The sequence below is a fragment of the Oceanobacillus profundus genome, from assembly GCF_003515705.1.
GTDB classification, from domain to species: domain Bacteria; phylum Bacillota; class Bacilli; order Bacillales; family Amphibacillaceae; genus Oceanobacillus; species Oceanobacillus profundus.
Genome location: NZ_QWEH01000004.1, coordinates 68,761 through 82,876 on the forward strand (window position 1 = coordinate 68,761; position 14,116 = coordinate 82,876).

14 protein-coding genes are annotated in these 14,116 nt (G+C 37.4%); 10 read left to right on the top strand and 4 right to left on the bottom strand.

Going from position 1 to position 14,116, the window contains the following annotated elements:
* Positions 1-166: 166 nt before the first annotated feature.
* Positions 167-595 carry a universal stress protein gene (locus D1B32_RS07675; protein ID WP_095307345.1) on the bottom strand — a complete coding sequence of 143 codons (429 nt, stop codon included), beginning with the start codon at positions 593-595 and terminating at the stop codon, positions 167-169.
* Between the two features lie 136 nt (positions 596-731).
* On the opposite strand from D1B32_RS07675, the gene D1B32_RS24010 reads away from it, so the two are divergent.
* Positions 732-890 carry a hypothetical protein gene (locus D1B32_RS24010; RefSeq protein WP_168927288.1) on the top strand — a complete coding sequence of 53 codons (159 nt, stop codon included), beginning with the start codon at positions 732-734 and terminating at the stop codon, positions 888-890.
* A gap of 196 nt (positions 891-1,086) precedes the next feature.
* On the top strand, positions 1,087-2,208 hold the full coding sequence (gene ald, locus D1B32_RS07680; protein WP_095307343.1) for an alanine dehydrogenase: 1,122 nt from the start codon (positions 1,087-1,089) through the stop codon (positions 2,206-2,208).
* A gap of 236 nt (positions 2,209-2,444) precedes the next feature.
* Here the strand turns inward: ald and D1B32_RS07685 are convergent, their stop codons facing one another.
* Positions 2,445-3,542: a M24 family metallopeptidase gene (locus D1B32_RS07685; protein ID WP_095307342.1), complete on the bottom strand. Its 1,098-nt coding sequence runs from the start codon at positions 3,540-3,542 to the stop codon at positions 2,445-2,447.
* 268 nt (positions 3,543-3,810) lie between these two features.
* Between D1B32_RS07685 and D1B32_RS07690 the strand changes: the two genes are divergently transcribed.
* Positions 3,811-4,476, top strand: a complete 666-nt coding sequence (locus D1B32_RS07690) for a PspA/IM30 family protein (protein WP_095307341.1) — start codon at positions 3,811-3,813, stop codon at positions 4,474-4,476.
* Positions 4,477-4,602: 126 nt separating this feature from the next.
* Entirely contained in the window at positions 4,603-5,283 is a 681-nt protein-coding gene (locus tag D1B32_RS07695; protein WP_095307340.1) for a metal-dependent hydrolase, read from the top strand.
* Between the two features lie 146 nt (positions 5,284-5,429).
* Here D1B32_RS07695 and D1B32_RS07700 read toward each other — a convergent pair whose 3' ends face one another.
* A complete protein-coding gene (locus D1B32_RS07700; RefSeq protein ID WP_095307339.1) occupies positions 5,430-6,260 on the bottom strand; it encodes an STAS domain-containing protein in 831 nt (276 codons plus the stop codon).
* Between the two features lie 180 nt (positions 6,261-6,440).
* Here D1B32_RS07700 and D1B32_RS07705 point away from each other — a divergent pair, with 180 nt between their 5' ends.
* The 6 genes from D1B32_RS07705 to D1B32_RS07730 all read left to right on the top strand — a co-directional run bounded on the left by D1B32_RS07705 (position 6,441) and on the right by D1B32_RS07730 (position 13,658).
* Complete coding sequence (locus tag D1B32_RS07705) at positions 6,441-7,202, top strand: prepilin peptidase (RefSeq protein WP_095307338.1); 762 nt, start codon at positions 6,441-6,443, stop codon at positions 7,200-7,202.
* A gap of 495 nt (positions 7,203-7,697) precedes the next feature.
* Positions 7,698-8,258 carry a glycerol-3-phosphate acyltransferase gene (locus tag D1B32_RS07710; protein ID WP_262366388.1) on the top strand — a complete coding sequence of 187 codons (561 nt, stop codon included), beginning with the start codon at positions 7,698-7,700 and terminating at the stop codon, positions 8,256-8,258.
* Positions 8,255-9,874 carry an aminotransferase class V-fold PLP-dependent enzyme gene (locus tag D1B32_RS07715; RefSeq protein WP_118889046.1) on the top strand — a complete coding sequence of 540 codons (1,620 nt, stop codon included), beginning with the start codon at positions 8,255-8,257 and terminating at the stop codon, positions 9,872-9,874. The genes D1B32_RS07710 and D1B32_RS07715 overlap by 4 nt, the downstream gene beginning before the upstream one ends.
* Positions 9,862-11,715: an LTA synthase family protein gene (locus tag D1B32_RS07720; RefSeq protein ID WP_095307335.1), complete on the top strand. Its 1,854-nt coding sequence runs from the start codon at positions 9,862-9,864 to the stop codon at positions 11,713-11,715. Before D1B32_RS07715 ends, D1B32_RS07720 begins: the two co-directional genes overlap by 13 nt.
* A gap of 336 nt (positions 11,716-12,051) precedes the next feature.
* The gene (locus D1B32_RS07725; protein ID WP_095307334.1) at positions 12,052-12,279 is read left to right on the top strand and encodes a hypothetical protein; all 228 of its coding nucleotides are present in this window, start codon (positions 12,052-12,054) and stop codon (positions 12,277-12,279) included.
* Between the two features lie 71 nt (positions 12,280-12,350).
* Positions 12,351-13,658 carry a DRTGG domain-containing protein gene (locus tag D1B32_RS07730; protein ID WP_095307333.1) on the top strand — a complete coding sequence of 436 codons (1,308 nt, stop codon included), beginning with the start codon at positions 12,351-12,353 and terminating at the stop codon, positions 13,656-13,658.
* Positions 13,659-13,712: 54 nt separating this feature from the next.
* On the opposite strand, the gene D1B32_RS07735 is transcribed toward D1B32_RS07730, so the two are convergent.
* Positions 13,713-14,009 carry a YtpI family protein gene (locus tag D1B32_RS07735; RefSeq protein WP_095307332.1) on the bottom strand — a complete coding sequence of 99 codons (297 nt, stop codon included), beginning with the start codon at positions 14,007-14,009 and terminating at the stop codon, positions 13,713-13,715.
* Between the last annotated feature and the right edge of the window lie 107 nt (positions 14,010-14,116).

Here is a 14,116-nt window from a genome sequence, read left to right on the forward strand (position 1 = left end):
TTTTACTCTCGATGAAATTGAGTATAAATCTGTCGGAACTTGAACACAATTACTATGAAAATAAATAAACATAGATATGGAAAAATAAAGCGCCTTGGGTTACCCCAAAGCGCTTTGTTTACGTCCAATCCAACAACTAGCGAGACTCTTCCCTTCCCGCGCGTTATTATCTTACTACTAAAACATCACAGGATGCATATCTCGTAATGCTTTCAGATACACTTCCAATTAGAAAGCGCTCAACTGCATTCATACCAGTCGCACCACAAATAATTAAATCAGCATTAAAATTTTCAGCGATATCTTTCGCAATTTTTACTTTAGGAGAACCGTATTCCACACACCTAATTAAGTCAGTTAGTCCAGCAGCATTTGCATTCGCAACATATGCGTCGAGTAATTCCTTTGCATATTCCTCTGCTCGCTCTGATAATGTACGATCATATGCCTCTGCTGTTGCAAAACTACGGGAATCAACTACATGTGCAAGGATAAGACGAGCATTGTTACGTTTTGCGATATCTAATGATTTCTGAAACGCCTTTTCAGCAGCTTCTGATCCATCAACGGCAACAATTATATTATTATATTCCATAATTTATCTCTCCCTTCTATACTTAGTATATACCCAGATTTAGCTGAATGTAAGCGTGGTAATAGTAATTTGGTAATAAAAGTTATGCGGTTGTTACAGATTTTAGAACATACTATACCTATGGAGGTGAAATGCGATGTCGAAAAAGGCAGGGAAACATGAAAAGCTTTTTGAAGATAACGAAGGAGTTGCCGCTGTTCAGAACCAATTAAATGAAAGTTATCAAAGTGGTGTTATTGAAGACCAACTGCATAATAATAAAGGAATCTACACATTTAATAATCAAAAGAAGTAATAAAGGCTAACAACTGAAGATGTTTAAAAAGTCTGGTTCATCATCGTTCTTTTTGAACTCGCACTGATAGGGGAGAACGGTGAATTATCGATTCTCCCTATTAATCGGTGCTTTTTATACATGCATTTGATACAATTAGATTAGTGATTTGTTTGGATAATTTTGACTACATATAAAAGCATAAGGGGGCGTAATCATGAAAATTGGAATACCAAAAGAATTGATGAACAATGAAAATAGGGTAGCTATGGCGCCATCCGGAGTTCTCACTTTAAAAAATGCTGGACATGAAGTCTATGTTGAAACGTCAGCTGGGATGGGGTCAGGCTTTACAGACGAAGAGTATGTTGCAGCTGGTGCAGTCATCGTGAACACTGCCAAGGAAGCTTGGTCTCAAGAAATGGTGATGAAAGTAAAGGAACCGCTCCAAGAGGAATTTGAATATTTCATTGAAGGACAAATTTTATTTACCTACCTTCATTTAGCAAATGAGCCTGAGGTAACGAAAGCGTTAATTGCTAAAAAAGTTGTGGGGGTTGCTTATGAAACGGTTCAGCTGCCGAACCGAACACTGCCACTATTAACTCCAATGAGTGAGGTGGCTGGAAGAATGGCAACGCAAATTGGTGCACAGTTCTTGGAAAAGTCTAAAGGTGGCAAAGGAATCATTTTATCCGGAATCCCTGGTGTTAGTCGCGGTAAGGTTACCATAATTGGTGGGGGCGTTGTTGGAACAAACGCGGCGAAAATTGCGATTGGATTGGGTGCTGAGGTTACAATTATTGATTTGAACCCAGATCGTTTACGGCAGCTTGATGATATCTTCGGTTCCTCAATCAATACGTTGATTTCCAATTCATTGAATGTACAAGAAGCTGTGAAAAAGTCAGATCTTGTAATAGGTTCGGTTTTAATTCCAGGCGCAAGAGCACCGAAGCTTGTAACAGAAGAAACCGTAAGTGAGATGGAAGCCGGCTCTGTTATTGTCGACGTTGCGATTGATCAAGGTGGTAATTTTGAAACAAGTGATCGAATTACTACACATGATAATCCAACATTTACAAAGCATGGTGTACTACACTATACCGTTGCCAATATGCCAGGAGCTGTACCGCGAACATCGACGATTGGGTTAACGAATGTTACCGTACCATATGCATTGCAATTAGCAAATAAAGGGGTTAAGCGTGCAAGTCTAGAAAATGAAGCACTTTTAAAAGGGATTAATACTATAGATGGTTTTGTAGCGTATGAAGCAGTTGCAGAAGCACATAACTTAGCATACGAAGATGCTCGTGTATTGCTGCAAAAAAAATAAGAGCACTAGGCTCTTAAGTCAAGCGGCCGAACGCAGAGTTGATGGTGTCTCACCTCGTGGCACCATCATCCTGTATTCGCCATTTATGCTCCAAACGCAGAACATGGAACCGCTCTACTTCTCAATAGCGCCAAATCCAGAACTATGACACCATTCCACTTCAAAACAGCGCCAAAAACAAAATGATGACGCTATTCTACAGCCCAATAGCTTCAACTGTCCCGACTACGTTTTACTTATTCAATAATTTGCAGCTCTTTTGGATAAGCGGTTAAGATATCCGGTCCTTTTTCTGTCATGAAAATCATATCTTCAATTCGTACACCACCAGAATTGGGAACGTAAATTCCTGGTTCAATTGTGTAGCACATACCAGATTTTAAGGATAGCTCATTATTGCTGTGCATGGATGGATATTCATGTGTTTCAATTCCTAGACCATGGCCAATTCGATGTGTAAAGTAATCACCGTAGCCAGCCTTCGTAATTGTCTCCCGTGCAGCTTGATCGATTTTTCCGACTGACGTATTCAATTTAGAAGCAGCAATGGCATTCAGTTCTGCAGCAAGCACGGTTTCATATATTTTTCGTTGCTCATCGCGAACGGATTTATAGGCTACCGTTCTTGTAATATCGGAGCAATAACCTTCAAAAATAACACCGAGATCAAATAGTACAAGGTCTCCTGGTGCAACCTTCGCGGATGCAGGTGTACCATGTGGAGAGGCCGTTTTTGCTCCAGTAAGTGTCATCGTTGTAAACGACATTTCTCGCACACCTTGTTTTTTGAGCTCATACTCTATTTTAGCAACAAGTTCAAGCTCAGTTATGCCTTCAGTAATTGCCTTTACACCAGTTTCAATCCCGAAGTCAGCAAGAGCCGCCGCTTGTTTTAATAAGGTATATTCCTTTTTATTTTTGATCACACGTAAGTTAGCCATGATTTCTTTTGCATCTACAATTGTGGTGTTCGGTAAAATTTGGCTTATTGCCTGTGACCGTTCCAATGTGATGTGATCATGCTCGATTGCCATTGATTTTGGAATCTTATTGTTTTTATTTAAGTAATCGGAAAATAGTTTCCATGGATCTTCGTGGTCGTAATAGCTGATCACAACACTAGACCAGCCAGCAGCTTTAGCGTCTTCCTCCTCCATCTTAGGCACGATCAGCACAGGATCAAGCTCCGCATTAACATATACACCAATCAAACGCTCATGTGGATCGGTATAATAATTGCTTAGATAATAGAAATTTGCTTTTGAAGTTATCAGGGCACTATCGATTCCTTCACTTTTTAACTCTGCTAATAAATTACTTAATCGTTCATTCATTTTTGTTTCACCTCGAAAAATAGACTACTCTTAGTATAGCAATGTGTTCATCTGTGTTCAAATAAAGGAAGATTATAAATTAATTCTATATGATACTGAAACTTTTCATCGTTTTACTCGTATTACAAAGGGAAGAGAAGTGACAAGGCGTTGGTAGTAAGAGAGTCAATGTACAAATGCACTCTATTATGAACCTAGTGAATGCAAACTTCTCGAAAAAAATGATAAGATTGTTATAACAAGTATAAATTTAAAAGGAGGAAGACTCATGTTTAAATTTTTTAATCGAATCAAGACAGTCGTAAGCTCAGAATTAAATGCTATGCTTGATAAGGCTGAGGATCCAGTGAAAATGCTTGATCAATTTATGCGTGAAATGGCAGCAGATATTCAAGAAGTGGAAGCTGCGGTTGCCAAACAAATAGCAAGCGAAAAAATGCTAAAACGTAAAGCGAATGACGCTGAAGCAATGATTGAAAAACGCACGCAACAAGCAGAACAAGCAATTGAAGCAGATAATGATGACTTAGCCCGTCGTGCTTTGGAGGATAAAAAAGGCCATGAAGCAACATTCAAAACATTAAATGAGTCATGGGAACGTACAAGTAAAGATGTTGATGCATTAAAAGAAAAATTAACCGAAATGAAAAAAGAATATCAAGAAATGAAACTGAAAAAGGATACATTAAAAGCACGTGCAGAATCAGCGAAAACCAGAACAAAAATGAATCGTACCATGTCCTCAATTGGAAACGATGAATCAAAGCGTGGGTTTGAGCGAATGGAAGAGAAAGTAATGCAGTATGAGGCAGAAGCTGAAACATCAGAGGATTTAGCTCAATCTGCCCGTACGTTAGATGATGAATTCAAGGAGTTAGCAAACAATGACGTGGACGACGAGCTTGCAGCCTTGAAAGCGAAATTAGGGAAATAGTATATGTAGGGGAGCAGATTATTCTGCTCTTTTCTAATGGTGTAAGAAATGTATCAAAAGGGTAAAGGAAAAAGAGATACTCTTGTCGAATAATTAGAGTAAATGAATAAAAAAGGAGAGATATTTGTGAAGGTATCGTATCATGGACATTCTGTAGTACAAGTGGTTACAGATAGTCATACCATCTTAATTGATCCATTTATTTCAGGGAATGAAGCATGTGACCTTGATGCGAACACGGCAAAAGCTGATGTGATTTTGCTGACACACGGTCATAATGACCATGTGGGTGATACGTTTGAAATTGCTAAAAGAAATGACGCATTGGTCGTTGCTCCAAACGAGCTTGCTGTTTATCTAGGTACGAAAGGGTTGGTTACACACCCAATGCATATCGGGGGAGCGCGTGAATTTGACTTCGGCAAGGTAAAATTCACACAAGCTTTCCATGGCTCATCTTATACGGAAGAGGATGGAACCGTCATTTACGGTGGAATGCCAGCTGGAATATTGCTGACTATTGATGGGAAAACAATTTATCATGTTGGGGATACTGCGTTATTTACGGATCTAAAAATGTATGGCGAAATGCATTCCATTGATCTTGCATTTATACCAATTGGGGATAATTTCACAATGGGACCAGAAGACGCACTTGTTGCAGCGGACTGGATTAATGCCAAGATTTCCGTTCCAGTTCATTACAATACTTTCCCAGTTATTGATCAAGATGCGAAAGCGTGGGCTGAACAAGTGAAAACTGGTGAAGGACGCGCACTTAATATTGGTGATGTAATCGAATTATAAAAATATGAGTTTCATCGAGGAATACATGTGTTTATATGATTTCGGTTTATTTGGAGTACTAATAAGACCAAATAAACCGAGATCAATACCTCATAAAATGTTTGACAATAGCAAGTGCTGCGATTGAAGCATAAACAAACCGCAGTTCACTTCGAATTGACTACCAAATAATCATTCAAAGCATGTTGTAACGTTCCTTTTATTTCAATGTCCTTCTCGATGCCCCATCCTAACTGGATCATCTTATTGGCAAGTTGTGGACTTAAGCCTGTGAGAATTGATTTAGTACCCATCAACGTTACCCCGTTTAATACCTTTTGAAAATTAGAAATCGTATATTCATCCATCTCAGGTATTCCAGAGAGATCCATAATTAATACTGATGCCCGTAGTCTTGATATTTCATTTAATATCTTTTCTTTAATAATATCCATGCGATAGGAATCAAAGCTACCAATCATCGGCAATATTGCTATCGAAGCACTAACTGGTATAATCGGAACGGATAGATGCTCAACTAAATTTCGCTGTGTCATAATTAATTCATCTTTATATTTAGAATAGCTAATAAAAAAATTATTTAAGAATTCATCAATTCCATCATTAATATTCTGTTCGAGTTCGTAAAAATCGGTAAGAGATTTAGAATTGCTGTTTAAAGGATTATTTTCACGGAGCAAATGCCATAAAGTACGTCTAAGTGCATGAATCCATTCTAATTTAAGTGCCAGGGTTAATGAATGTTTAGCCCAAGATATTCCTTCCACTTCGGCAAAATCGATGAGCTCCTCTCTTTTGTTTCCCGCAACGAAGAGGGCAATCTTTTCTGCATTTTTTAATAAATCGATATTTCCTTCTTCTAAAATAGAATTAATTTTCGTAGCTACATTACTTGCCTCTGATAATAGTAAAGACTGGAATTCTTCTCTATTATTTAAAATATATTTATCAATTTTACTAGTTGTTGTCACATTCATTACCTCCTGTTTCAGAGCGCTTTTTTATTCGATATTACTTGAAATCTCCTTCTCATACTCTAATTATATCATATTATACTAAGTGATTAATGGACTCATAAATCTGCAAAAAAGAGTTGTGATGCGTTTTATAATACAATTATACTAGTTCTATATTACTGATAATAGGGAGTTATATTCATGGAAATTCTATTGATTATTTTTTTCTTCATTCTAGGCACTACGCTAGGATCTTTTTATAATGTTGTTGGACTCCGATTACCGAATAAAGAATCTTTTTATAAAAAGGGTGATCGCTCGTATTGTCCTAATTGCAAGAAACAGTTAGCTTGGTGGGAGCTCATTCCCGTTCTTTCTTATATGGTGCAAGGTGGAAAATGCCGAGGCTGTAAACACAATATCTCCTTTATTTATCCGACCGGTGAGCTGCTAACTGGATTATTGTTTGCGCTAAGTTATATTAGATTTGGCTTAGAAGTGGAGTTATTTATGGGAGTTTCCTTTGTATCTATGCTTATGATTATTTTCATCTCTGACATAAGCTACATGCTTATCCCAAATAAGATATTACTGTTTTTCTTACCATTCTTTATTATCGTACGCATTATTCAGCCGTTAGATCCTTGGTGGTCTTCCGTTACAGGTGCCGTTACTGGGTTCGGATTGATTTTTATTATTATTCTCCTATCAAGAGGTGGGATGGGAGCAGGAGATATGAAACTTTTTGGTGTTTTAGGACTTGTGTTAGGCTTTGAAAAAGTAATATTAGCTTTCTTCCTCGCTTGTTTGATTGGAGCGTTTGTAGGAATTGTCCTCATGGTGTTGAAAATTGTCAAACGTAAACAGCCAATCCCATTTGGTCCATTTATTGTCATTGCAGCATTAATTTCTTACTTCTTTGGAGATGCGATGGTTGCTTGGTATGTTAGCTTATTAATTTAATTAACGAAAAATTAACAAATCTTTCTATGGAATATATTGTCATGGTAATGCTTAGGAAGACATCTACCTTCTTTGTAAAATGCTTAACTTAAAGCATACTTCTAGTTGAAATTGCAGTACCGCATGGTAAATTACTAAATCATTAAATAGAGATTGTTTTGCGGTTAGTCTTGTATTCATACCTATGCAAACAGTAGCTGAAAATCCGAATTAAACAAGCGCTACTATTGAAGTGACGACATTTTATTATGGGGAATAGGAAGAATGCATATTGTTAACATGACATGTCATATAGGCAAAAATCTTTTTAACGGTTTTTGTTCAATCAGCTAGGATGGATAAACATTAGAAGAAGTAATTGATACTATTTATATTATTACCGGGCGAACATCCAATTAACAATGGGAATTCCCTGTTTTATTGACAATTACACCCTTTCACATGATTCGAGGAAATGATAAAATAGCAAATAGTATGAATTACGAAAAGTAAGGGGTGAAACCTCTGTTTACTTTTATATTGATATTCCTGTCTTATTTATTCGGTTGTGTGAATGGTGCATACTATGTGGGGAAGCTAGCTGTTAATCAGGATATTAGAAAACTTGGTAGCACAAATGCCGGAGCTAGAAATGCAGGAAGGGTATTGGGGCGGAGTGCTTTTATTTATACGGTAATTATAGATGCTTTAAAAACAATTATCCCATTACTCATAGCCGGTTATGTGTTTACTGTCAGCAGTTTCTTATTGGGATGTGCAGCTTTAGCTGTTTTAGTTGGACATATCTGGCCAGTGCAGCTACAATTTCGTGGTGGTAAAGGCGTCGTTGTCTATTTGGCGGCGGCTCTCGTGCTTACACCTTTGACACTGATTGCAACCGGAGTGATCTTATTAATAGGCTTGTGTCTAAAAAGTAGCTTTACAATAGCCGGTCTAGCTGCCCTTGCCATTATTCCAATCACATTGTTAATCATTTCAGAATATATACTGTTTGGAATATTTTTATTGATGCTGATCATCGTTTTACTTCTACACAGAAAAGGGGAACCAAGATGAGTCAATCAACACCTACTTTATATAAAATTGCAGAACTTGCTGATGAAATAGAGCAAATTCATCAACTGAATTATGAAACGTTTGTGGAGGAAATTCCACAGCACAATGCAAATAATCAAAAGAAATTAGTCGACCGTTTTAATGACGAGAATACATATATCATTGCAAAAAAGAATAATGAGGTCATCGGGATGATTGCTATCAGAGGAAACCGACCTTTTTCACTCGATCAAAAGCTTGATCATCTTGAAACCTATTTGCCTGAAAAAGCGATACCCTGTGAGATTAGACTGCTTTCAATAAAACCGGCTTATCGAGGTGGACGTACTTTTTATGGATTATGTGAAAAGCTTGTCTCCTATTGTCTGGAAAAAGGGTATAACATGGCTTTAATCTCCGGAACAACAAGGCAAACAAAGCTGTACAGGCATATCGGATTTGAGGCATTTGGACCACTTGTCGGTACAGAGAAAGCTCCTTATCAGCCCATGTATTTAACAAAAAAGAACTTTGAATTAGCATCCAGGCTTTTCGAAAGACTTATTCATAGGGAAGAGAAGAACTTCTATCATAATTTTCTTCCTGGCCCTGTAGAGATTTCTGAAAATGTGAAAAAAGCATGGGGTAAACCAGCAATTTCTCATCGTTCTGCTAGGTTTAAAAAGGTTATGAATGACGTGCAACAAGGCCTTTGTCAGCTCACTAATGCTAAGCACGTGGAAATAGCGGTGGGTACAGGAACACTAGCAAATGAAATGATTGCAGCACATTTGTCCAACACCCGCTCAAGGGGGCTGATATTGGCCAATGGTGAATTCGGGGAAAGGTTAATTGATCATGGAGTCAGATGGGGACTTTCTTTTGAACAAATAACAATGAAATGGGGGACTGCTATTGAACTGGATGAAATTGAAAATGTATTAGAGCAAAGTCCCGATATTCAGTGGCTTTGGACAGTTCATTGTGATACGTCTACTGGATATGTATATCCCCTCAAAGACTTGCAGGAAATCTGTAAAAAAAATCGTGTGAAACTCTGTCTTGATGCATGCAGTACGGTCGGTGTTCTACCGGTTGACTTCGGTGGGGTGTATATGGCAAGCACTGTTAGCGGAAAGGGACTGGGATCTTATCCCGGACTTGCTATTCTTTTTCACCAGGAGGAAATCTTTCCGAATAAACAGATCCCGGCTATTTTGGATATTGGCACTTATCAGGCTTCAGCAAGTGTACCTTTCACGCATTCATCCAATGGACTGGCTGCGTTACAGGCAGCATTACGTAATCTCGAGCCAGTAAGCGAGGAATTGGCTATGGAGATTTGCCGTGTTTTCAAAGCTTCAGGTATGACAGTACTTCGAGGGAGGGAATATTCACCTGGAATTATAACAGTAAGCTTGCCAGAGAATATGGCATCAAAGGATTTTGGCGATCAGTTAAAAACACTTGGTGTACACGTAAGCTATGAAAGCAGTTATCTAGTAAAAAGAAATTGGTTCCAGATAGCTTTAATGGGAAAACAAGAACCCGCAAAAGTTTGGAAAGCTATTGAAATTATTAAGCAGCAATTTGATTATTTTTTTAAAGAAAAAGGGCAACCGCAATGCGCAAAATAAAAATATTATTATCTAATCATATAATAGCATCAGCAATTATTTTTTTATGGCTAAAAACTGTCCTTGTCATGGTGTTTGGATTTAGTCTGTCGTTCATATCCTGGCTGGATATCATCCTTTTGTTCGTCAGTCCTATAGGAACGCTCATGCTGTTCATCGGATTCAGTTTTCTATTCAGCAAAAAGGTCCACCCGTTAGGTTTAATGGTTATTTATATTCTGATCACAGGACTTTTGTATGCAAATTTACTTTATTATCGTTTTTACATTGATTTTGTAACGGTTTCTGTTTTGTTGCAATTAAATAATGTTGGCGGACTTGGGGCAAGTACGTTGGAACTGTTTTCTCCGTTCGATATTTTATTGTTTATTGACATTTTCGTGGTTGCGTTTGTATTATTTTCGAAAAGAAAAAAACAAATTAACATGCCAAACAAAAGAAAATACGGACTTGCCAGCATTGGAATAATAGTTCTTACCGTTATTATTGGCATGATGCAAAATCAATATTTATTCAAAACGGCGTATGATAGGGAAGGTCTTGTTCAATCGCTTGGATTGTATAATTATCAGGTAGTCAATATGATCTTTGGAGCAATGGCACCGATTGAAAAGGCTTTTTCAGATGAAGTTGATGCGAATACGGTGAGCAGTTATCTCAAGAAGGAGGAAAGAAAGCAAACTGAATTATTTGGAATTGCAGAAGGAAAAAATGTAATCATGATCAGTATGGAATCCACACAGAATTTTGTTGTAAATGAAAAAGTAAATGGGGAAGAAATTACACCATTTTTGAACGATCTTATTCAGGATAGCTTTTATTTTTCCAATATTTATGACCAGACAGCACAAGGGAAGACATCTGATGCAGAGTTTATGATCGATACTGGATTATATCCGCTTCCAAGTGGGTCTGTTTTTGTGCGCCGCCCTAAAAATGAATTTGAATCACTGCCTAATATTCTGCAGGAGTATTCCGGTTATAAAGCATATACCTTTCATGGAAATGATGCCGGCTTTTGGAATCGCAAACAAATGTATGATAATTTTGGCTATGAGCATTTTTTTGCCAAAGAAAACTATGACGTAACAGAGGAAAACTCGATAAATTATGGGATTAAGGATATTGCTTTTTTTGAACAATCGATGGAAGACCTCATCTCATTGCCTGAGCCGTATTTGGCAAAATTCATTACATTAACAAATCATTTCCCTTTTCTGTTAGAAGAGGAGGATCAGTTGATTGAGCTAGCTGAAACAGGAGTTGATGTTGTAAATCGGTATGTTGCTACAGTCAGATACCAGGACAGGGCATTGGAACGTTTTTTTGAAATGGTTAAAGAAGAAGGATTGTATGAAAATACAATTTTTGTGATTTTTGGCGATCATTATGGTATTTCGAAAAAATATGAAGCTGGTGTCCATGAATTGCTTGGGCAGGATAATACACCGCTTAATCATTTGGAACTGCAGCAGATACCAGTTGTCATTCATGTACCGGGACAACAGGGGGAAACAATTGAGGCAAATGGCGGTGAAATTGATATTCGAGCAACACTCCTTCATCTGCTAGGTGTTCCTACTGAAAACCGGTTATCCTTCAGCCGGGATTTATTCACAAGAGCTGCAGACATGCCAGTTGTTTTCAGGAATGGGGATATGATCGCAGAAAGTTATGCATTTACAAATAATGTTTGTTATGAGAGAGATTCTAAAAAGAAGGTAAGCAATAAAAACTGCTCTTCCTATCTAAAAACAGCACGTGAAGAACTGGAGCAATCGGATAATATCATATTTGGAGATTTATTTCGGTTCATTCCACATGCGGGGGAGGAAAGTTAGAAATATCAACACAATTCATCTTCACTGTATAAGGATTATTAATTACGTTTGAATATATAATAGAATTGAAGTAACTCTATGTTGTTGTACTGACTCACTATAAAGTATTTGGTGGAGCTGTTGACATCATAGCAAATTTTGCTGGAAATTTGGGAGCAAATATCATGGCGACACGAGACCATTATTATCTGGAAATGAATTTGCCCCATAATTTATCAAGCTGTTTCATAGGAAAAACCAGAATAAATAATAACATAATTCACTAGTCTATCTTAAGTTCTTAATCCATCCTTCCTCACATAAACTAATACAAAACCAAAAGGAGGAGGATATCCCATGCGACACTACGCTATACTAAGACTACTATTAGCAGCTTTTTTCCTATACATTGCTTGGCCAGTAATTCCATCAGCTTCTACGAATACAGAGCTAATTTTCTGGGGAGGTTGGTTGCTATTTCTAGTGTTAGTAATTGGAGCAAATTTAGCAACGCTTTTACAAATGACAAGCCCTCCAGTTATGGAACAGGAACAATATAACGAGCTGAGACGGGATAATTATTGAGTTTCTGCACTTTCAACTGTATAATAAATAATAATAAGTGATATAGTACAGTTGAAAGCTGGTGAAATAAAATGACAACTAAACATGAGCAGATTATTCAACATATTATTTCGTTGTCGGTTGGCAGTAAAATTTCGGTGCGGCAAATAGCGAAAGATTTGAATGTAAGTGATGGAACGGCATATCGTGCGATTAAAGAAGCGGAGAATCAAGGGATTGTCAGTACAATTGAGCGTGTAGGTACGATTCGAATTGAACGTAAGAAGAAAGAGAACTTTGATCGCCTTACGTTTGCTGAGGTCGTTAATATCATTGATGGACAAGTATTGGGTGGCCACGACGGATTATATAAAACATTGAGTAAATTTGTAATCGGTGCCATGCAGTTAGAAGCTATGATGCGCTATACTCAAGCGGATTCCTTATTGATTGTCGGAAACCGAATTAAGGCTCATGAACTGGCATTGAATGCTGGTGCGGCTGTACTAATAACAGGTGGATTTGATACAGAAGATTATATTAAGAAACTAGCAGATGATAAAGAAATGCCAATCATTTCAACGAGCTATGATACGTTTACCGTTGCTGCTATGATTAACCGAGCGATCTATGACCAATTGATAAAGAAAGAAATTATTTTTGTTGGTGATATTGCTACACCTTTTGAAGAATCCCATTATTTACGTTCAAAGGATACGATTGAAGCGTGGTACAAGCTGAATAGTTTATCCTCACATACACGTTTTCCAGTTGTAGATGATAAACTGCAAGTTATTGGGATGGTCTCTTCAAAGGATATTGTTGGGAAGGACAGAAGCATTGTAATTGATCGCGTGATGAGTAAGAAACCACAAGTAGTTCTAAGCAAGACTTCGCTCGCCTCTGTAGCACATACGATGGTTTGGGAAGGCATTGAGCTTATTCCTGTTGTGGATCAGTCCTATCAGTTGCAGGGTGTTGTATCACGACAGGATGTATTAAAAGCCATGCAGCAAATTCAACGACAGCCACAGGTTGGTGAAACCATAGATGATATAGTATCCAGAAATTTAGAAACAAGTGAAGATGATGAGAATGTTTTCGAATCGATGGTTATTCCGCAAATGACGAATCAATTAGGGACGCTATCAAATGGCGTGTTCACAACATTGATTACAGAGGCAAGCAGTCGTTTGCTGAAAAAAGTGAAAAAAGCAGATGTTACCATTGAAAATATAACCGTCTATTTCAGCAAGCCCGTTCAAATCGACAGTAAACTAATTATTAAACCGCAACTACTTGATGTTGGACGACTTTATGCAAAAATGGATGTAGAAGTATTTAATGAGCGTAATTTAGTAGGAAAAGGATTAATTATGGCTCAGCTAATTAATCGTTAATAAAAAAAGAAATCGGCCGAAACAGCCGATTTCTTTCATTCTTGCACGATTCAGTTATTCACTCGGGTTTAGGCGACGCCATTCACTGCGATAATGTTTTGCCTCCATAAGACCTCGGTAAAATTGAAGCCCTCCGAGAATAAGGAAAACAATCCCTATAAATAAAGACAGCTGTGTTTTATAGAAAATATATTGGTTAATTCCAAACACGAAAACAAATGTACCAAGACATATACGTGCTTTTGCGTTAAAATAGCGTTGAATAAGTTCATCTTTGCTTTTAAGAATGGCAACTTTATAATAGATAAAGAGAACAGCTGCGACAACAATGATGGCAGGGAAAATAAACATGGAATCTCTCCTAAATTAATTTAAAGTTTATGTAAGTAAAATTCTCATATAATTGTAACTTGTTTTTATAAATAAATCTAGAGAAACCAAACAAGATTAAAGGAGTA